Source organism: Streptomyces sp. NPDC050759, from assembly GCF_044456945.1.
Taxonomy (GTDB): domain Bacteria; phylum Actinomycetota; class Actinomycetes; order Streptomycetales; family Streptomycetaceae; genus Streptomyces.
Genome location: NZ_JBITGI010000029.1, coordinates 73,416 through 92,179, shown reverse-complemented (window position 1 = coordinate 92,179; position 18,764 = coordinate 73,416). Strand labels below are relative to the sequence as shown.

Below are 18,764 nucleotides of genomic sequence, written 5' to 3'. Positions count from 1 at the left end.
CCCCGACCCACCCACCAGACCGCACGCGCTACACAAGCCCCCACCGGAGCCGCAACGGGCCGCCGCAGGCACCCAGGGGCGCGGGGAACTGCGCACAACGCCCGCCCCCACCGAACCCGCACCGTCTGAAACGCGAGACGGTGCTGACCACGATGTGACCGGCCGGTAAGGTCGTTGCCGTGCCGAAGCCGCTCAGTCTTCCCTTCGACCCCATCGCCCGCGCCGACGAACTCTGGAAGCAGCGCTGGGGAAACGTGCCGTCCATGGCCGCGATCACCTCCATCATGCGTGCGCACCAGATCCTGCTCGCCGAGGTCGACGCCGTGGTCAAGCCGTACGGGCTGACGTTCGCGCGGTACGAGGCGCTGGTGCTGCTCAACTTCTCCAAGGCCGGCGAACTGCCGATGTCGAAGATCGGTGAGCGGCTCATGGTGCACCCCACCTCGGTCACCAACACCGTGGACCGCCTGGTCCGGTCCGGTCTGGTCGACAAGCGCCCGAACCCCAACGACGGCCGCGGCACCCTCGCCTCCATTACCGACAAGGGCCGCGAGGTCGTCGAGGCCGCCACGCGTGACCTCATGGCGATGGACTTCGGGCTCGGCGTGTACGACGCCGAGGAGTGCGCGGAGATCTTCGCGATGCTGCGGCCGCTGAGGGTCGCCGCGCACGACTTCGACGAGGACTGACCCGGGGCAAGATCTCCCGGAACGCGTGGTTACGCTCGTAGGCATGAAAAAGAGCGTGCTGACCCGCTACCGCGTCCTGGCCTACGTCACCGGTGTGCTGCTGGTCCTGCTGTGCCTGAGCATGATCGCCAAGTACGGCCTGGACATCGACGGCGCCGCGGACGTCACCCGCGTCGTCGCCATCGCGCACGGCTGGCTGTACGTGGTCTACCTGGTCTTCGCCTTCGACCTGGGTTCCAAGGCGAGGTGGCCCATCCTCAAGCAGGTCTGGGTGCTGCTCGCCGGGACGATTCCGACGGCCGCCTTCTTCGTGGAGCGGAAGATCAGCCGCGAGCTGGAGGGCAAGTTCACCGAAGAGGCTCCCGCGCCCGTCAAGGCATAACCCCCACCGCCGTACAACACGCGTACGGCGGTCGTCCTTCGCGTTTACTTGGACGTCCTAGTAACTTCGAAGGTATGGACGCTGACGCCATCGAAGAGGGCCGCCGACGCTGGCAGGCCCGGTACGACGCCTCGCGCAAGCGTGAGGCCGACTTCAGCACCCTCTCGGGTGATCCCGTGGAGCCGGTGTACGGGCCCCGGCCGGGGGACGCGTACGAGGGCTTCGAGCGGATCGGGTGGCCGGGGGAGTACCCCTTCACGCGCGGGCTGTATCCGACCGGCTACCGGGGGCGGACGTGGACCATCCGCCAGTTCGCCGGGTTCGGGAACGCCGAGCAGACCAACGAGCGGTACAAGAAGATCCTCGCCAACGGAGGCGGCGGCCTGTCGGTCGCCTTCGACATGCCGACGCTGATGGGGCGGGACTCCGACGACCCCCGGTCCCTCGGCGAGGTCGGGCACTGCGGGGTCGCCATCGACTCGGCGGCGGACATGGAGGTCCTGTTCCAGGACATTCCGCTGGGTGACGTCACCACGTCGATGACGATCAGCGGACCGGCCGTCCCCGTCTTCTGCATGTACCTGGTCGCCGCCGAGCGGCAGGGCGTGGATCCGTCCGTCCTCAACGGCACGCTCCAGACGGACATCTTCAAGGAGTACATCGCGCAGAAGGAGTGGCTCTTCCAGCCCGAGCCGCACCTGCGCCTGATCGGCGACCTGATGGAGTACTGCGCGGCCGGCATCCCCGCCTACAAGCCGCTGTCCGTCTCCGGGTACCACATCCGTGAGGCCGGTTCCACGGCGGCGCAGGAGCTGGCGTACACGCTCGCGGACGGGTTCGGGTACGTGGAGCTGGGCCTGTCGCGCGGTCTTGACGTCGACGTGTTCGCGCCCGGACTGTCCTTCTTCTTCGACGCGCACGTCGACTTCTTCGAGGAGATCGCCAAGTTCCGGGCGGCGCGGCGCATTTGGGCGCGGTGGATGCGGGACGTGTACGGAGCGCGTTCCGAGAAGGCGCAGTGGCTGCGGTTCCACACCCAGACCGCGGGTGTCTCGCTGACCGCGCAGCAGCCGTACAACAACGTGGTGCGTACGGCGGTCGAGGCGCTGGCCGCGGTCCTGGGCGGGACCAACTCCCTGCACACCAACGCGCTGGACGAGACCCTCGCGCTTCCCTCCGAGCAGGCCGCGGAGATCGCGCTGCGCACCCAGCAGGTGCTCATGGAGGAGACCGGGGTAGCGAGCGTGGCCGACCCGCTGGGCGGTTCCTGGTTCGTCGAGCAGCTGACGGACCGGATCGAGGCGGACGCGGAGAAGATCTTCGAGCAGATCAAGGAGCGGGGGCTCAGGGCGCATCCCGACGGGCGGCATCCCATCGGGCCCATCACGTCCGGCATCCTGCGCGGCATCGAGGACGGGTGGTTCACGGGCGAGATCGCCGAGGCGGCCTTCCGGTACCAACAGGCCCTGGAGAAGGGCGAGAAGAGGGTCGTGGGGGTGAACGTCCACCATGGCTCGGTCACCGGCGATCTGGAGATCCTGCGGGTGAGTCACGAGGTGGAGCGCGAGCAGGTGCGGGCGCTGAGCGGCCGTAAGGCGGCGAGGGACGAAGGGGCTGTTCGAACGGCCCTGGACGGCATGCTCGTGGCCGCCCGCGACGGCTCCAACATGATCCAGCCGATGCTGGACGCCGTACGCGCGGAGGCGACCCTCGGGGAGATCTGCGGGGTGCTGCGGGACGAGTGGGGGGTGTACACCGAGCCGGCGGGGTTCTGACCCCACCCGCGCGCCTCACTCCACAGGCGACCCCGCCAAACCCGTCAACAGCACCTGGGTGAAGCCGTGGACCCATGCCTCGTCCGCCGGTTCCGCGCTGACCAGCGTGCGGTGGACCACCGCTCCCGCCACCATGTCGAAGATCAGGTCGACCGTGCGGGCCGCCTCGACGGGGTCCGCCGGCGGCGGGAGTTCGCCGCGGGCCTGGGCGCGTTCGCGGCCCTCCAGGACCAGCCGTTTCTGGCGGTCGACGATCGAGGACCGGATGCGTTCGCGCAGCGCGTCGTCGCGGCATGACTCCGCCACCACCGCCATCAGGCCGTTCTTCGCCTCCGGTCGGTCCAGGATCGCCGCGAACTGGAGGACCACGCCCTCGATGTCCGCGGCGAGGGTCCCGCTGTCGGGGAGTTCCAGTTCGTCGAAGAGTTCGGCCACCGCGTCGACGACGAGTTCGTTCTTGCCGGCCCAGCGGCGGTAGAGGGTGGTTTTCGCGACCCCCGCACGGGTAGCCACATCTCCCAGCGTCAGCTTCGACCAGCCCAGCTCCACCAGCGCCGCCCTCGTCGCCGCGAGGATCGCGGTGTCCGCGGCGGCGCTGCGCGGGCGTCCTGTGGCGCGGGGGGCAGGGGTGCGGCTCTGCATCCTCCGACCATAACCGGCGGTTCTCGGTCGCAGTGAGAGAGATCACCGGGGCGGGGTACCGGGCAGGCACGCAGTGCCATTACGCTACGACTCGTAGCGAAAGCTCGCGGCGGACGTACGCGGGCGGTGGTACGCACGGCGTGGGGTGGGGACCCGGCGTCAGGACCGCGCTGCACGACCGGCTTTCACATCGCTTTTCACAGACGCGCGCCCACGGGGGAGGATAGACGCATGCAGCCACGGAACATGTCCATGAGCGGAGTCGTCGACCTCGCCGCGGTGAAGGCGGCCCAGGAGGCCAAGGCGAAGGCGGAGCAGGCGCGCGCCGAAGCCGCACGGCAGGGCGGCGGCCCCGGTGCCGTCTCCCCGGCCGATCTCGTCATCGACGTAGACGAGGCGGGCTTCGAGCGCGATGTCCTGCAGCGGTCCACCGAGGTCCCGGTCGTCATCGACTTCTGGGCCGAGTGGTGCGAGCCCTGCAAGCAGCTGAGCCCCGTCCTTGAGCAGCTCGTCGTCGAGTACAGCGGGCGCCTGCTCCTCGCCAAGATCGACGTCGACGCCAACCAGATGCTGATGCAGCAGTTCGGGGTGCAGGGCATCCCGGCCGTGTTCGCCGTCGTCGCCGGCCAGGCCCTGCCGCTCTTCCAGGGTGCGGCGGGCAAGGAGCAGATCCAGCAGACCCTGGACCAGCTGGTGCAGGTCGCCGAGCAGCGCTTCGGGCTGACCGGTCTCGCGGTCGACCCGGACGCCCAACCGGGCGCCGCCCCGCAGCCCGCGGCCGTCCCCGCGGGACCGTACGACGCACTCCTCGAAGCCGCCGTACGTGCCCTGGACGCAGGGGACTTCGGCGGTGCCGTCCAGGCGTACAAGAACGTACTGAGTGACGACCCCGGCAACAGCGAGGCCAAACTGGGGCTCGCCCAGGCCGAGTTGCTCCACCGGGTACAGAGCCTGGACCCGCAGCAGGTGCGCAAGGAGGCGGCCGAGAAGCCGGGTGACGCACAGGCGCAGATCGCCGCCGCGGACATCGATCTGGTCGGCGGGCATGTCGAGGACGCGTTCGGGCGGCTCATCGACACCGTGCGCCGCACGGCGGGTGACGAGCGGGACACCGTACGGATTCGGCTACTTGAGCTCTTCGAGGTGGTGGGCGCCGACGATCCACGGGTGTCCGCCGCCCGCAGGGCGCTCTCCCGCGCCCTGTTCTGAGCGGGGGGTCCGAGCGGGGCGCGAGCCCGGTTCTGACCAGTTGCTAAACACCACGGCATGTGGTGCCCGAGTGAAAGATTTGCCGACAGAACGTCACTGCGGCCGCGCTTTACCAAAACTTGGTAAACGCGGCCGCTGTTACTTCCAGTAAGTCAGGGCCGTTGATCTGTCGGATTCTGTCCATCGATCAACTGCTTTGTCCTCCCCCTGTTTGCCACCCAGCGTCGTCGACCGAGACCAGCGGGTCGTTGTTCGGTTATCCGGCCGTTACTACCGAGTAACGAAGCCCCTTGTGCGGGCGGCGAGAATGCACCACGATCGGCGACGCTCGGTCCTTTCCCGTACCCCGACAGCCGGTTGGGTGGCGGGATTCCTTGGGTCCCCACCGAGCAGGGTCGGCGGCAGGTGCGCCGGCTCTCGGACAGGGGGGTCTTCGCCCACACGGCGGAGCCTGTCCGGCAAGGTTGTGCGTGATGCGTGTCAGGCGCGACCAGTGGTAGTCGCTCGGGGGTGATCGCCGGTGATCGGTGCGCAATTGGCGCCTCCGAGTGCGGGCGCTCTCCTTCCCGAGGACGTAGCACTTCTCCCATCCCTGCCCGGCTGAGCCGCCTTTTGACAGGGGGCAGTCAGGGCCAGGAGATGTACGTCCGAGAAGGAGGAAATATGGAGTCCCAGGTGCGTGGCGGGACAAGATGGAAGCGGTTCGCTGTGGTGATGGTGCCCAGCGTTGCCGCCACGGCTGTGATAGGTGTCGCCCTCGCACAGGGCGCGCTTGCCGCGTCGTTCAGTGTGTCGGGGCAGGAGTTCAAGGTCCGGGCCGGCGAGCTCGTCGGCTACGACATGAACCAGTACGGCTCCATAGACTCGGGCAAGAGTCTTGAGGGCAAGGACGAGGCGCACCCGGTGTCGGTGTCGGCGTTCAGCCACGCCACGATCACCGACATGTGTCAGTCCGTGGTCACCCCGGTTCCGTTCCTGAACAAGTCCGTCACCCTCAAGCTGACCGCGGGTGACAAGGGAACGAAGGTCGAAGCCGACCAGATCTACATCGATGTCGCCAACCTCGACGCGAAAGATGCCGTGTTCTCGGGCATCGACATCGGCGTCCCCGCCGGGACCACCAGCGGGAAGACCCCGAAGCCCAAGACCGCGGACGGGGAGAAGTCCAGCCCGTTCGGGTTCGCCCAGCAGGCCGACAAGGCCGTGCTGACCGATGTGAAGCAGACGGCGTGGGCCACCACGGCCGGCACCTTCAAGCTCTCCGACCTGCACATGGGGCTGAGCTGGGGCAGCGGCGCGGGAATCGAGTGCTACTAGGCGCTCAGTGACGGGCGGGGGAGCCGTTACGGTCCCCCGCCTGCCATCTCTCGCTCGTCGCCTTCACATCCCCCCACATTCTTCGCGATACACCCTCATCAAGAGCAACGCCGCACCAGGGAGCTGTTTTCCATGAGCGCCGAGAGTCCTGCCGCGCCCGGCCAGTTCGCCCACCGGAGGCAGCAGTTCCGCGCCTGGCGGGGCACCCGCCCGTTCTGGGCGGGGCTGTTGGTCATGATCAGCGGCCTCCCGATCATGTACTTCCCGTACGCGCACCTCAAGCTCGGTGGCCTGACCGTGGCCATGGCCACCACGGCGGGCGCAGGATCCCTGATCATCGGCGTACTGCTCGTCGTCCTGGGCATCACCCTCTGGTTCCAGAAGCACGTACGCACCTTCGCGGGTGTCGCGGCGATCATGCTCGGGCTGGTGTCCCTCCCCGTCTCCAACTTCGGCGGCTTCATCGTCGGCTTCCTCCTCGCGTTGTTCGGCGGGGCGATGGCCGTGGCGTGGGCGCCGGGCGTACCGCCCGCGCAGGAGCCGGCCGAGCAGGACACGACCGGTGAGGGCGGCGCGCCCGAGGCCACGGACTACGACACCACGCTCCTGCGGCCGGTGAACCCGGTGGGCGAGCCGAACGATCTGTCAGGAACGAGCCCGGTCAACGGGGCGAACGGGAGGCACAGTGCCGGCTGACGAGGTGACCCACGGGGCTGACGTGGAGGCATCCCGTGCGAGATCCGGGCCCCGCCACGCGGCACCCAAGAAGCCGCTGTTCAACAGGTTCCACATGCCGGCCGGCAAGGCGATAGCCATGGCGGCGATGCCGACGGCCGTTCTCATGGGCATCGGGTTCACGCCGACGCTCGCGCTGGCCGATGACGCGCCGACCGCGAAGAGCCTGACGGCGGACGAGTACAAGGACTGCGTCGCGGCACTGAGCGGCAGCGCCTCCCCGTCCGCCTCGGCGAGTTCGTCCCCGTCCACCGACGACACCACGGCGACACCGTCCCCGTCGGCCTCCTCGGGGTCGGACTCCGGCTCGAACGGCTCCTCCTCGTCGGACTCGGGTTCCGACGACAAGGCCACGCCCACGCCCACGCCTTCGGCGTCCGCATCCGCCGGCAAGGAGGAGAGCTCCTCCTCCGGCTCCGGCAGCTCCGACACCGCCACGCCGTCCCCGTCGGCCTCCGCCAGCGACGACGGCAACCTGCTGACGGACATCGGCGACGCGATCACCGGGATCTTCACGGGCGGCTCCGGTTCCGGCGATGCGTCCAGCGCCAGCCCCACGCCGACCCCCTCGGCCTCGGCGTCCAAGAGCGCGGACGGCAGCGCGGGCGACACCGTCAAGGAGACGACCGACAAGGTCACCGACACGGTGAAGAACACCGTGAAGGACACGACCGACACGGCGTCCAAGGCGGCGCAGGACACCACCAAGGCCGTGGAGGACACCACCAAGGCGGCCGAGGAGGCGGCGGCGGACGCCACGGCCTCCCCGAGCCCGTCGGCGAGTGCCGGCACGGACCCGGAGGACTGCCCGGCCGCCACGGACGAGGTGGGCGACACCGAGCCCGGTGTGACGGTGGCGGACAAGGCCTGGACCCTGAAGGCCAGTTCGCTGTTGCTCAAGGGAGCCGACTACCAGGGTGTCGTCAAGGTCAGGACCGCGAGCGGCCAGACCAAGAAGGTGCTGAAGTACGTCATCTCCGGCGGCACCGACATCGGCGACCTCCACCAGACCGTCACCGAGCAGGGCGTGACGTACCACGTGCAGGCGGGCAAGGGCACGACGTCCACGATCACCGACGGCAAGACGATCATGTACACCGAGAGCATCTCCGGCAACCTGCTGGGGCTGATCCCGGTCACGTTCAGCCCGGACAGCCCCCCGCCGCTGAACATCCCGCTGATCTACTTCACCAATGTGACGGTCCAGCAGGCCGCCCAGTACGGCGGAACGCTGACCGTGCCCGGAATGCGCCAGTACAGCGAGGGCTGACCGACGCCCTTCACGAACCCATCCGGGAGCCGCACACACGCTGAGGGTGTCCTCTTCACGAGAGGGCACCCTCAGCGCGTACCTGAGCCCTGGGGGCGTCGTGGGGTGCCCTGGATGATCGAAGGCTCGGTCGGCTGAGTACACGCACAAAGGGCGCCCCCTGGCACAAGGGGCGCCCTCGATGTCGTACAGCCTCTTACTGCGCCGCGCCGCCCAGGTGGTGCACCCGCAGCATGTTCGTCGTGCCGGCGACGCCGGGGGGTGAGCCCGCGGTGATGATGACGATCTCGCCCGGGTTGAAGCGCTTGGTCTTGGTGATCTCCTGGTCGACCAGGTCCACCATCTCGTCGGTGCTGTTCACGAACGGCACCACGTGCGACTCCACGCCCCAGCTGAGCGCCAGCTGGTTGCGGGTGTTCTCGTCGGTGGTGAAGGCGATGATCGGCTGCTGCGCGCGGTAGCGCGACAGGCGCCGGGCGGTGTCGCCGGACTGGGTGAAGGCCACCAGACCCCGGCCGCCGAGGAAGTCGGCGATCTCACAGGCCGCGCGGGCCACCGAACCGCCCTGGGTGCGGGGCTTCTTGCCGGGGACGAGGGGCTGCAGGCCCTTCGACATCAGCTCCTGCTCGGCCGCGACGACGATCTTCGACATCGTCTTGACGGTCTCGATCGGGTACGCGCCCACGCTCGACTCCGCCGACAGCATGACCGCGTCCGCGCCGTCCAGGATCGCGTTGGCCACGTCGGAGGCCTCCGCGCGGGTCGGGCGGGAGTTGGTGATCATCGACTCCATCATCTGGGTCGCCACGATCACCGGCTTGGCGTTGCGGCGGCACAGCTCGATGAGGCGCTTCTGCACCATGGGGACCTTCTCGAGCGGGTACTCGACGGCCAGGTCGCCACGGGCCACCATGACGGCGTCGAACGCCATCACGACGTCCTCCATGTTGTCCACCGCCTGCGGCTTCTCCACCTTGGCGATGACGGGGACCCGGCGGCCCTCCTCGTCCATCACGCGGTGGACGTCGTCGACGTCCTTGGCGTCCCGGACGAAGGACAGCGCGACCATGTCGCAGCCCATGCGCAGCGCGAAGCGGAGGTCCTCGACGTCCTTCTCGCTCAGCGCCGGGACGTTCACCGCCGCGCCGGGCAGGTTGATGCCCTTGTGGTCGGAGACGACACCGCCCTCGATGACCATCGTCTTGACCCGCGGGCCCTCGACGTCCAGGACCTTCAGCTCGACGTTGCCGTCGTTGATGAGGATCTGGTCGCCGCGGGAGACGTCACCGGGCAGGCCCTTGTAGGTCGTCCCGCAGATGGTCCTGTCACCCGGGACGTCCTCGGCGGTGATGACGAACTCGTCACCGCGCTCCAGCTCCACCGGACCCTCGGCGAAGGTCTCCAGGCGGATCTTCGGGCCCTGCAGGTCGGCGAGGACACCGATGGCCCGGCCGGTCTCCTTGGCGGCGGCACGGACGCGGTCGTACCGCCCCTGGTGCTCGGCGTGCGTGCCGTGGCTGAAGTTGAAACGGGCCACGTTCATGCCGGCTTCGATCAGCGAGACCAGCATCTCGTGGGAGTCGACCGCGGGGCCGAGAGTACAGACGATTTTCGAACGGCGCATGGGGCGATCCTATCGGTTTGTTTCGCTGCGGAATATTCCGTCTGGCGGAAGATACAAATGGGCGGAACGTCGCTCAGCTGGGTTACCGCTCAGTCGCCACGCGGTGGAGCCGCAAATCAATGCCGCGCGACCAGTGCGTAGGTCTGCGTCGCGATTTCCAGTTCTTCGTCGGTCGGCACCACGGCGACCTTCACCCGTGCGTCGGCGGGCGAGATCAGCCGCGGTTCGTCGCTCCGTACGGCGTTGAGCTCGCGGTCCACCACCGGGCCCAGGGTCTCCAGGCCCGCCACGGCGGCCTCCCGCACCGGCGCCGCGTTCTCGCCGACCCCGGCGGTGAACGCGATCGCGTCCACCGTACCGAGAACGGCGTAATAGGCGCCGATGTACTTCTTCAGACGGTGAATGTAGATGTCGAAGGCGAGCTCGGCCTGCGCGTCGCCCTCGTCGATCCGGCGCCGAATCTCCCGCATGTCGTTGTCACCGCAGAGGCCGACCAGTCCGCTCTTCTTGTTGAGAAGAGTGTCGATTTCGTCGATGGACATTTTGCCAACGCGCGCCAAATGGAAGATGACGGCCGGATCGGTGTCTCCGGAGCGCGTACCCATCACGAGTCCCTCCAAAGGCGTCAGCCCCATGGAGGTGTCCACGCACCTGCCGCCCCGGACCGCGGAGGCGCTCGCGCCGTTGCCCAGGTGCAGCACGATCACGTTGACGTCCTCGGGGGCCCTGCCCAGCAGCTTCGCGGTCGCGCGGGACACGTAGGCGTGCGAGGTGCCGTGGAAGCCGTAGCGCCGGATGCGGTGCGCGTCGGCGGTCTCCACGTCGATCGCGTAGCGCGCGGCCGACTCCGGCATCGTGGTGTGGAACGCGGTGTCGAAGACGGCGACCTGCGGCAGGTCCGGGCGCAGCGCCCGCGCGGTGCGGATGCCGGTGAGGTTGGCCGGGTTGTGCAGCGGGGCGACCGGGATCAGCCGCTCGATCTCGGCGAGCACGGCCTCGTCGATCACCGTCGGCTCGGTGAAGGTCTTGCCGCCGTGCACCACGCGGTGGCCTATCGCGGCCAGCTCGGGGGAGTCGAGGCCGAGCCCGTCCTTCGACAGTTCTTCGGATACGGCCTTCAGCGCGGCGTCATGATCGGCGATGGGGCCGGTCCACTCGCGCGGGTCCCCGTCGGTCGCCAGCGGCGTGTGTTTGAGCCGAGAGGACTGCTCACCGATGCGCTCGACGAGCCCTGCCGCCAGCCTGCTGCTGTCCCGCATGTCGAGCAGCTGGTACTTCACCGAGGAGGAGCCGGAGTTGAGAACGAGGACACGGGTCGCGCTCACGGGGCGGTGACTTTCTCTGTGGGAGCGGTCTGGGCCTGGATCGCCGTGATGGCGACGGTGTTGACGATGTCCGAGACGAGGGCGCCCCGGGACAGGTCGTTGACGGGCTTGCGCAGACCCTGGAGCACCGGCCCGACGGCGATCGCGCCGGCCGAACGCTGCACGGCCTTGTAGGTGTTGTTACCGGTGTTGAGGTCGGGGAAGATCAACACGCTGGCCTGACCCGCGACTTCGGAGCCCGGCAGCTTGGTCTGAGCCACGGTCGGCTCGACGGCCGCGTCGTACTGGATCGGCCCCTCGATCTTGAGGTCGGGCCGCCGCTGCCGTACCAGCTCGGTGGCCTCGCGCACCTTGTCGACGTCGGCGCCCGAGCCCGACGTACCGGTGGAGTACGACAGCATCGCGATCCGCGGCTCCACACCGAACTGCTCGGCGGTCGCGGCCGACTGGATGGCGATGTCGGCGAGCTGCACGGCGTCGGGGTCGGGGTTCACGGCGCAGTCGCCGTACACCAGCACCTTGTCGGCGAGGCACATGAAGAAGACCGACGAGACGATGTCGGCGTCCGGCTTCGTCTTGATGATCTCGAAGGCGGGGCGGATGGTCGCCGCGGTGGAGTGTACCGAGCCGGACACCATGCCGTCGGCGAGGCCCTCCTGGACCATCAGGGTGCCGAAGTAGTTCACGTCGGAGACGACGTCGTAGGCCAGCTCCACCGTGACGCCCTTGTGGGCCCGCAGGGCCGCGTACTTCTCGGCGAAGGCGTCGCGCAGTTCGGAGGTCGCCGGGTCGATCACCTGGCAGTCGCCGAGGTCGATGCCGAGGTCGGCGGCCTTCTTGCGGATCTGGTCGAGCGGACCCAGCAGGGTGAGGTCGCACACACCCCGGCGCAGCAGGACCTCGGCCGCGTGCAGGACGCGTGGCTCGGTGCCCTCGGGCAGGACGACACGGCGCTTGTCGGAGCGGGCCGTCTCCAGGAGCTTGTGCTCGAACATCATCGGGGTGAGGCGGTCGCTGCTCGGTGCGGAGACCCGGCGGGCGAGGTCGGCGGTGTCGGCGTACCGCTCGAAGAGACCGAGCGCGGTCTCCGCCTTGCGGGGCGTGGCCGCGCTCAGCTTCCCTTCCAGCGCGAAGAGTTCGGCGGCGGTGGGGAAACTGGTGCCGGCCACCGAGAGCACCGGGGTGCCGGGGGCCAGGCGGGCGGCGAGGGTGAGGACGTCGTCGCCCGGGACCTCGTTCAGGGTGAGCAGCACACCGGCTATCGGCGGGGTGCCGGCGCTGTGCGCGGCGAGCGAGCCGACGACCAGGTCCGCGCGGTCGCCCGGGGTGACCACCAGGCAGCCCGGGGTCAGGGCCTTCAGGAAGTTGGGCAGCATCGCCCCGCCGAACACGAAGTCCAGGGCGTCCCGGGCGAGCCCGGAGTCGTCGCCGAGGATCACCTTGGCGCCGAGGGCCTGGCCGATCTGGGCGACGGTGGGCGCGGCCAGGGCGGGCTCGTCCGGCACGACGTAACAGGGCACGGGCAGCCGGCCCGAGAGCCGCTCGGCGATCTCGTCCCGGTCCTGGCGGCCCACCCGGTTGGTGACCATGGCGAGGACGTCGCAGCCCAGGCCGTCGTAGGCCCGGTAGGCGTTGCGGGTCTCGGCGAGCACCGACTCGGCGGCCTGCCCCCGACCGCCCACGACCGGGATCACGGAGGCGCCGAACTCGTTGGCCAGCCGGGCGTTGAGGGAGAGCTCGTCCGGGAGCTGGGTGTCGGCGAAGTCGGTGCCGAGGACCAGGACGACGTCGTAGTCGCGGGCCACCAGGTGGAAGCGGTCGACCAGGGTGGAGACCAGCTCGTCCGTGCCGCGCTCGGCCTGCAGGGCGGAGGCCTCGTGGTAGTCGAGGCCGTAGACGGTGGCCGGGTCCTGGGTGAGCCGGTAGCGGGCGCGCAGCAGCTCGAAGAGCCGGTCGGGACTGTGGTGCACCAGCGGCCGGAACACCCCCACCCGGTCGACCTGGCGGGTCAGGAGTTCCATGACCCCCAGCTCGACGACCTGGCGGCCGTCGCCGCGGTCGATCCCGGTCACGTACACGCTGCGGGTCACGCGAGCTCACTCCGTTTCCTGGACGGCATAAAAATCGCCCACCTAGGTGAGCAGAACCCTCTTGACAATACCCCGGACGATGGATAAGGCGCCCGTCAGCACGGGGTGCGACCGGTGCCGTGCGGGACGTGAAACAATCGGAATTGGCTCACCGGTATCAACAGCGAGCAGGAGACACAGCACGATGCGCATCGGAGTTCTCACCGCAGGCGGCGACTGCCCTGGTCTGAACGCAGTGATCCGGTCGGTCGTGCACCGAGCGGTCGACCATTACGGCGACGAGGTCATCGGCTTCGAGGACGGCTACTCCGGCCTCCTGGACGGCCGCTACCGCGCCCTCGACCTGGACAGCGTCAGCGGCATCCTGGCCCGCGGCGGCACCATCCTCGGCTCCTCCCGCCTGGAGCGCGACCGGCTGCGCGAGGCGTGCGAGAGCGCCTCCGACATGATCCACGAGTTCGGCATCGACGCGCTGATCCCGATCGGCGGCGAGGGCACCCTCACGGCCGCCCGCATGCTGTTCGACGCCGGTCTCCCGGTCGTCGGCGTCCCGAAGACGATCGACAACGACATCTCCTCCACCGACCGCACCTTCGGCTTCGACACCGCGGTCGGCGTGGCCACCGAGGCGATGGACCGCCTCAAGACCACCGCCGAGTCCCACCAGCGCGTGATGGTCGTCGAGGTCATGGGCCGGCACGCGGGCTGGATCGCCCTGGAGTCCGGCATGGCCGCCGGCGCCCACGGCATCTGCCTGCCCGAGCGCCCCTTCGACCCGGCCGACCTGGTCAAGATGGTCGAGGAGCGCTTCGCCCGCGGCAAGAAGTTCGCCGTCGTCTGCGTCGCCGAGGGCGCCCACCCCGCCGAGGGCAGCATGGACTACGGCCACGGCGAGATCGACCAGTTCGGCCACGAGCGCTTCCAGGGCATCGGCACGGCCCTGGCGTACGAGCTCGAGCGCCGGCTCGGCAAGGAGGCCAAGCCGGTCATCCTCGGGCATGTGCAGCGCGGCGGGGTGCCCACCGCGTACGACAGGGTCCTCGCCACCCGCTTCGGCTGGCACGCGGTGGAGGCCGCGCACCGGGGCCAGTTCGGCAGGATGACCGCGCTCAAGGGCACCGACATCGTGATGGTGCCGCTCGCCGAGGCGGTCACCGAGCTGAAGACGGTCCCGAAGGACCGGATGGACGAGGCGGAGTCGGTCTTCTAGCCGACCTGGGCAGTCGTTCTACGGCCGTGTCTCGACCGCCTCCCAGAACCGCTCCACGATCTCGTCCAGGAACTCCTGGCCGGCCTCGCCGGAGCGTTCGCCGCCCCCGCCCCAGCTCAGGGTGGACATCATCTGCCCCTGGTACTGCCGGTGCAGGTCCATGAGGGTCTCCTCCACCAGGCGCCGGTCCAGGGGCACGATCTTCGTGATCTGACGGACGTAGGCCTGCCAGCGGGTGCTGACCGCGCCGCGCAGGCATTCGGCGAGCCGCTTCTCGCGTCCCGTGACGGCGACGAAGTCCGGCAGGTTCAGCTCCAGAACGTCGGCGAGAGCGGCGGACTGGCGGTCGGTGCCGCGCCACTCGTCGTGCTCCTCCATGCCGAGGTAGGTGAGCAGTTCGAGCCCCACGGCACGGGCGACGTCCTCGGGGGCGATGCCGCGCGACACGCGGTGCTCGCGCAGGGTGCGGGGGCGGCCGATGAGTTCACCGGGTGAGCACCACAACACGCCCGCGAGAGCGGTGAGTTCCGGACTGGTGGGGCAGACGATGCCGCGCTCCCAGGCGGCGACGAGATCCGGGGTGACGTAGGGGAGCCCGTACGAGACGCGCAGCCCGTAGGCCACGTGCTCGGGCCCCATGCCAAGAGCGACACGGAGTCTGCGGGCGGTGAGGTGGTCGAAGGGCGGTCCGGGCTGGTTCGGCAGGGCTGGGGGTCGGCGCACGGCCCACAAGTTAGGGAAGCGGACGGCCGGTGACTACGGTCTGTTCGGCCAGGATCACGGATTGTGGGAATCTACGGTTTCGGCTGCGCGTTCGGGCTGGCCGAAGATCGTCTGTCGGTGGCGCGGGCGCGGTGGCGAGGATGGCGCCGGGTGCCCGGACGGGTGGCCGGAAAGAGGTGTGATCTTCGTGTACGAAGTGAATGGCAAGGTAGAGGGGCATATTCGCGAACGGCTGCTGGCGCCGAACTTCTGGCATCTGGCGACCGTCGGTCCGGACGGAGCGCCGCAGGTCTCGCCCATGTGGGCGGATCTCGAAGGTGAGTACGTCATGGTCAACACGGCGATCGGACGTGTGAAGGAACAAAACCTGCGGCGCAATCCGAACGTCTCCCTCTCCCACCACGACCCCGACAACCCCTACGACCGCGTGGAGATCCGGGGCCGGGTGGTGCGGTTCGTGGAGGGCGAGGAGGCGGAGCGCTCCATGGACCGGCTCACGCGGAAGTACATCGGCGAGGAGCGGTATCCGTGGCTGCTCGAGGGGGAGCGGCGGGTGATGCTGCTGATCGAGCCGGTGCGGGTGCGCAGGGTCGTGGGGGTGGAGCCGTTCCGGCCCGGGGTGCTCCCTTCGTGAGCCGGGTCAGCCCTTGACCGCCCCGCCCAGCGCGAAGCCCCCGCCCAGCCGCCGCGCGATCAGCACGTACAGCAGGATCACCGGCGTCGAGTAGACGACCGAGAAGGCGGCGAGCTGCCCGTACGCCACCATCCCGCGGTTGCCGAAGAACTCGTTGATGCTCACGGAGGCCGGCATCTGGTCCGGGGTGAGCAGCAGCATGAACGGCACGAAGAAGTTGCCCCACATCATGACGAAGGAGAAGACGGTCACGACCGCGACCCCGGGGCCCATGAGGGGCAGCACGATCCTGGTCAGTGACTGGAGGGAGCCCGCGCCGTCCGTCCAGGCCGCCTCCTCCAGTTCCTTCGGGACGCCGTCCATGAAGTTCTTCATCAGCCAGATGGCGAAGGGGAGTTGGGAGGCCGCGAAGAAGAGGATCGTGCCCTGGAGGGTGTCGATCAGGTCGACCTGCACGAAGAGGGCGTAGACCGGAACCATGATCGCTGTGATGGGCAGGCTGGTCGCGAAGAGGATCGACAGCAGGAAGGGCCGGTTGAGCCGGGAGCGGAAGCGGGACAGCGGATAGGCCGCGAGGGCCGCGCAGACCACCGTCAGCGCGGTCGCCCCGCCGCACAGGATCAGGCTGTTGAGCAGCGGGGTGAAGGTGATCTCCGAGGTCAGGATCGCGTCGAAGTTCTCCAGAGTGACACCGTCGGGGGCCTTCACCCTCAGGTCGGCGTGCGGATCCAGGGCCGACAGGACCACCCAGGCGAGCGGCAGCACGAACGCGGCGGCGACCGCCAACAGGCCCGCGTCGGCGGCCAGTCGGCGGTTGCGGCGGCGGTCGGCGAGGTGCGTGGCGGCCATGGTCAGACCTCCGTCCGCAGCAGCCGCATGTAGACCACGGAGAAGACGGACCCCACCAGGAGCAGCAGCAGGGCCACGGCGGTGCCGTAGCCGATCATGCTGTTCTGGAAGGCCTGTTCGTACATGAACAGGGGCAGGGTCTGGCTCTTGTCGCCCGGACCACCCCTGGTCATCACCCAGATCAGCCCGAAGACGGACAGCGTCTGCAGGGTGTTGAGCATCAGGTTGGTGCCGATGGAGCGCCGGATCATCGGCAGGGTGATGTGCCACATCCGGCGCCAGCCGCCGGCGCCGTCGACCTCGGCGGCCTCCGTGATCTCCTTGGGGATCTCGCCCAGCGCCGCCGTGTAGACCAGCATCGAGAAGGCGGTGCCGCGCCAGACGTTCGCGAAGGACACCGCCAGGATCGGCAGGGTGAACAGCCAGTTCTGGGACGGGAGATGGAGCAGGTCGAGTAGCGCGTTCAGGGTGCCCTCCTTGCGGAAGAAGGCGTAGAGGAGGAAGCCCGCGACGACTTCCGGGAGTACCCACGCGGTGATGACGATGCCCCCGGTGAGCGTGCGCACGGGCTTCGAGGCGCGCTGCATGAGCGCCGCGAGGGCCAGGCCCAGCGTGTTCTGCCCGATCAGCGACGACACGACCGTGAACACCAGCGTCAGCCATACGGCGTTGAGGAACTCCTCGTCCTGGAAGGCCGTACGGAAGTTCTCGAAGCCGACGAAGGACGACTCGGCCTGACCGGTCAACTGCAGGTTCGTGAAGGCGATGTACGCGCAGTAGGCGATGGGCCCGGCGAGGAAGAGGAGCAGCAGGACGAGTGCGGGTGTGACGGGGAGGGCGCGGGTGAGGGAGCGCCGGTTCACTTTTCGATCACTTGGTTGTCCGTGGCCTCCTTGAGCGAGTCGTCGTAGTTCCTGGCCGCCTCCTCGACGGACGTGTCCCCGGTCGTCACGCCCTCCATCGCCTCCTGGATCGCGGTGGAGACCTTCGGATACGCCGGGTAGGCGGGCCGGTAGTGGGTGCTGGCGACCAGGTCGGTGAAGAACTTGATGCCGGGCTGGGCCTTGGCGTACGCGGGGTCCGCGGCCACGTCCTCGCGTACGGCGATGCCCGAGTTGGCGACGTACCACTTCTGGGCGTTGGCCTTGGTCTGCATCGTCCTGATGAAGTCGAAGGCGAGGTCGGGGTTGGCCGCCTTGGCGGGGACGGCCCAGGTCCAGCCGCCGGACATGCTCACCTTGCCGGGGGCCTGGCCGTGCTGGGTCGGCATGTACGCGAGCCCCAGCTTGCTCGACCACTCGGGCCATTCGTGTCCGCTGCCGGGCAGCCAGTCCTGCGGGAGCCAGGAGCCGTCCAGGTTGATGCCGAGCTTGCCCTTCGGGAGCAGGTCGCCCCGGACAATGGTCTGGATGTTGGGGTCGAGGGCGGTGGAGACGTCCGGGCCGAGCTTCTCCCGGTAGACCGTCTCGACGAAGGAGAGGGCGTCCTCGAAGCCCTGGCTGTCGGCGATCCACTTCTTGGCGGAGTCGTCGTACAGGCGGTCCTCGGTCCCGTACAGCAGCATCTCGAAGCCCTGCATGGTGGCGGCCTCGCCGGCGGGTTTGCCGGTGTAGACGTTGAGGGGGGTGACGTCCGGGACCCTGCGTTTGATGGTGCGGGCGGCGTCGAGGACCTCGTCCCAGGTCTTGGGCTGCCAGTCGGTGGGCAGCCCGGCCTTGGCGAAGATCCCCTTGTCGTACCAGAGCCCCCGGGTGTCCGTGCCGTCCGGGACGCCGTACGTCTTGCCGTCCTGGGCCTTCGCCGCGGCCTTCGCGGTGTCGATGAACCGGTTCCAGTCGGGCCACTTGGCGAGATAGGCGTCGAGCGGCTTCAAGTACCCGCTGGTGATGTCGGAGTTGATGAGGAAGGTGTCCTCGTAGACCAGGTCGGGGGCGGTCTTAGCGGAGCGGAGCATCTGCTGGAGCTTGGTGTAGTACTCCGAGTCCGGGGCCTTGATGGGGACTAGCTCGACCTTCTTGCCGGGGTTCGCCTTCTCGAACTGCCTCTTGATGTCCGCGAGGTAGTCGTCCATCACGTGGATCGAGTTGTCCGTGGACTGTTTGAACGAGACCTTCACGGTGTCCGGATCGCTGCCCGAACCGCCGCAGGCGGTGAGGGCGGATGCGGCGAGGGCGGTGGCGAGCAGGGAGGGGAGTACGGCGGTGGGGCGCACGGGCATGACCTCCTACGGGCTCACGTCGTTGTGGCCGGGACGGCTGCCGTGTGAACGTAAGAGGAGTGGTCTAGTCCC

The 18,764-nt window shown here is 68.9% G+C and carries 17 protein-coding genes; 9 read left to right on the top strand and 8 right to left on the bottom strand.

Annotation, left to right across the window (positions count from 1 at the left end):
* The first annotated feature begins 179 nt into the window (after positions 1-179).
* From ACIBJB_RS45605 to ACIBJB_RS45595, 3 genes are all read left to right on the top strand, one after another.
* Entirely contained in the window at positions 180-689 is a 510-nt protein-coding gene (locus tag ACIBJB_RS45605) for a MarR family winged helix-turn-helix transcriptional regulator (protein ID WP_031059180.1), read from the top strand.
* A gap of 43 nt (positions 690-732) precedes the next feature.
* Positions 733-1,071, top strand: coding sequence for a DUF3817 domain-containing protein (locus tag ACIBJB_RS45600; protein WP_062045642.1), 339 nt, complete (start codon positions 733-735; stop codon positions 1,069-1,071).
* A 74-nt stretch (positions 1,072-1,145) separates the two neighbouring features.
* Complete coding sequence (locus tag ACIBJB_RS45595; RefSeq protein ID WP_398940069.1) at positions 1,146-2,846, top strand: methylmalonyl-CoA mutase; 1,701 nt, start codon at positions 1,146-1,148, stop codon at positions 2,844-2,846.
* Positions 2,847-2,861: 15 nt separating this feature from the next.
* Here ACIBJB_RS45595 and ACIBJB_RS45590 read toward each other — a convergent pair whose 3' ends face one another.
* Complete coding sequence (locus tag ACIBJB_RS45590) at positions 2,862-3,488, bottom strand: TetR/AcrR family transcriptional regulator (protein ID WP_398940068.1); 627 nt, start codon at positions 3,486-3,488, stop codon at positions 2,862-2,864.
* A gap of 231 nt (positions 3,489-3,719) precedes the next feature.
* Here ACIBJB_RS45590 and ACIBJB_RS45585 point away from each other — a divergent pair, with 231 nt between their 5' ends.
* The 4 genes from ACIBJB_RS45585 (at position 3,720) to ACIBJB_RS45570 (ending at position 8,019) form a co-directional block, all read left to right on the top strand.
* Positions 3,720-4,697: a tetratricopeptide repeat protein gene (locus tag ACIBJB_RS45585; protein WP_398940067.1), complete on the top strand. Its 978-nt coding sequence runs from the start codon at positions 3,720-3,722 to the stop codon at positions 4,695-4,697.
* Between the two features lie 663 nt (positions 4,698-5,360).
* Positions 5,361-6,014, top strand: coding sequence for a DUF6230 family protein (locus ACIBJB_RS45580; protein ID WP_398940066.1), 654 nt, complete (start codon positions 5,361-5,363; stop codon positions 6,012-6,014).
* A 132-nt stretch (positions 6,015-6,146) separates the two neighbouring features.
* Positions 6,147-6,710 carry a DUF6114 domain-containing protein gene (locus ACIBJB_RS45575; RefSeq protein WP_398940065.1) on the top strand — a complete coding sequence of 188 codons (564 nt, stop codon included), beginning with the start codon at positions 6,147-6,149 and terminating at the stop codon, positions 6,708-6,710.
* On the top strand, positions 6,700-8,019 hold the full coding sequence (locus tag ACIBJB_RS45570; RefSeq protein WP_398940064.1) for a hypothetical protein: 1,320 nt from the start codon (positions 6,700-6,702) through the stop codon (positions 8,017-8,019). The genes ACIBJB_RS45575 and ACIBJB_RS45570 overlap by 11 nt, the downstream gene beginning before the upstream one ends.
* A gap of 196 nt (positions 8,020-8,215) precedes the next feature.
* Here the strand turns inward: ACIBJB_RS45570 and pyk are convergent, their stop codons facing one another.
* The 3 genes from pyk to pta form a co-directional block, all read right to left on the bottom strand.
* Positions 8,216-9,643 (bottom strand): pyruvate kinase, encoded by a 1,428-nt coding sequence (pyk, locus tag ACIBJB_RS45565; RefSeq protein ID WP_398940062.1) that lies wholly within the window; start codon positions 9,641-9,643, stop codon positions 8,216-8,218.
* Positions 9,644-9,759: 116 nt separating this feature from the next.
* Positions 9,760-10,968, bottom strand: coding sequence for an acetate kinase (locus tag ACIBJB_RS45560; RefSeq protein WP_398940061.1), 1,209 nt, complete (start codon positions 10,966-10,968; stop codon positions 9,760-9,762).
* Positions 10,965-13,058 (bottom strand): phosphate acetyltransferase, encoded by a 2,094-nt coding sequence (gene pta, locus ACIBJB_RS45555; RefSeq protein ID WP_398940060.1) that lies wholly within the window; start codon positions 13,056-13,058, stop codon positions 10,965-10,967. The genes ACIBJB_RS45560 and pta overlap by 4 nt, the downstream gene beginning before the upstream one ends.
* 184 nt (positions 13,059-13,242) lie before the next feature.
* Between pta and ACIBJB_RS45550 the strand changes: the two genes are divergently transcribed.
* Positions 13,243-14,268: an ATP-dependent 6-phosphofructokinase gene (locus tag ACIBJB_RS45550; protein WP_266559432.1), complete on the top strand. Its 1,026-nt coding sequence runs from the start codon at positions 13,243-13,245 to the stop codon at positions 14,266-14,268.
* Between the two features lie 18 nt (positions 14,269-14,286).
* Here the strand turns inward: ACIBJB_RS45550 and ACIBJB_RS45545 are convergent, their stop codons facing one another.
* On the bottom strand, positions 14,287-14,991 hold the full coding sequence (locus tag ACIBJB_RS45545; protein WP_398940059.1) for a helix-turn-helix domain-containing protein: 705 nt from the start codon (positions 14,989-14,991) through the stop codon (positions 14,287-14,289).
* Between the two features lie 178 nt (positions 14,992-15,169).
* Here ACIBJB_RS45545 and ACIBJB_RS45540 point away from each other — a divergent pair, with 178 nt between their 5' ends.
* Positions 15,170-15,625, top strand: coding sequence for a PPOX class F420-dependent oxidoreductase (locus ACIBJB_RS45540; protein WP_398940058.1), 456 nt, complete (start codon positions 15,170-15,172; stop codon positions 15,623-15,625).
* A gap of 6 nt (positions 15,626-15,631) precedes the next feature.
* Here the strand turns inward: ACIBJB_RS45540 and ACIBJB_RS45535 are convergent, their stop codons facing one another.
* From ACIBJB_RS45535 to ACIBJB_RS45525, 3 genes are read right to left on the bottom strand one after another with little or no spacing between them, the layout of a single operon-like run.
* A complete protein-coding gene (locus ACIBJB_RS45535; RefSeq protein WP_398940057.1) occupies positions 15,632-16,474 on the bottom strand; it encodes a carbohydrate ABC transporter permease in 843 nt (280 codons plus the stop codon).
* 2 nt (positions 16,475-16,476) lie between these two features.
* Positions 16,477-17,337 (bottom strand): carbohydrate ABC transporter permease, encoded by an 861-nt coding sequence (locus ACIBJB_RS45530; protein ID WP_398940056.1) that lies wholly within the window; start codon positions 17,335-17,337, stop codon positions 16,477-16,479.
* Entirely contained in the window at positions 17,334-18,692 is a 1,359-nt protein-coding gene (locus tag ACIBJB_RS45525; RefSeq protein WP_398940055.1) for an extracellular solute-binding protein, read from the bottom strand. Before ACIBJB_RS45525 ends, ACIBJB_RS45530 begins: the two co-directional genes overlap by 4 nt.
* Positions 18,693-18,764 lie beyond the last annotated feature (72 nt).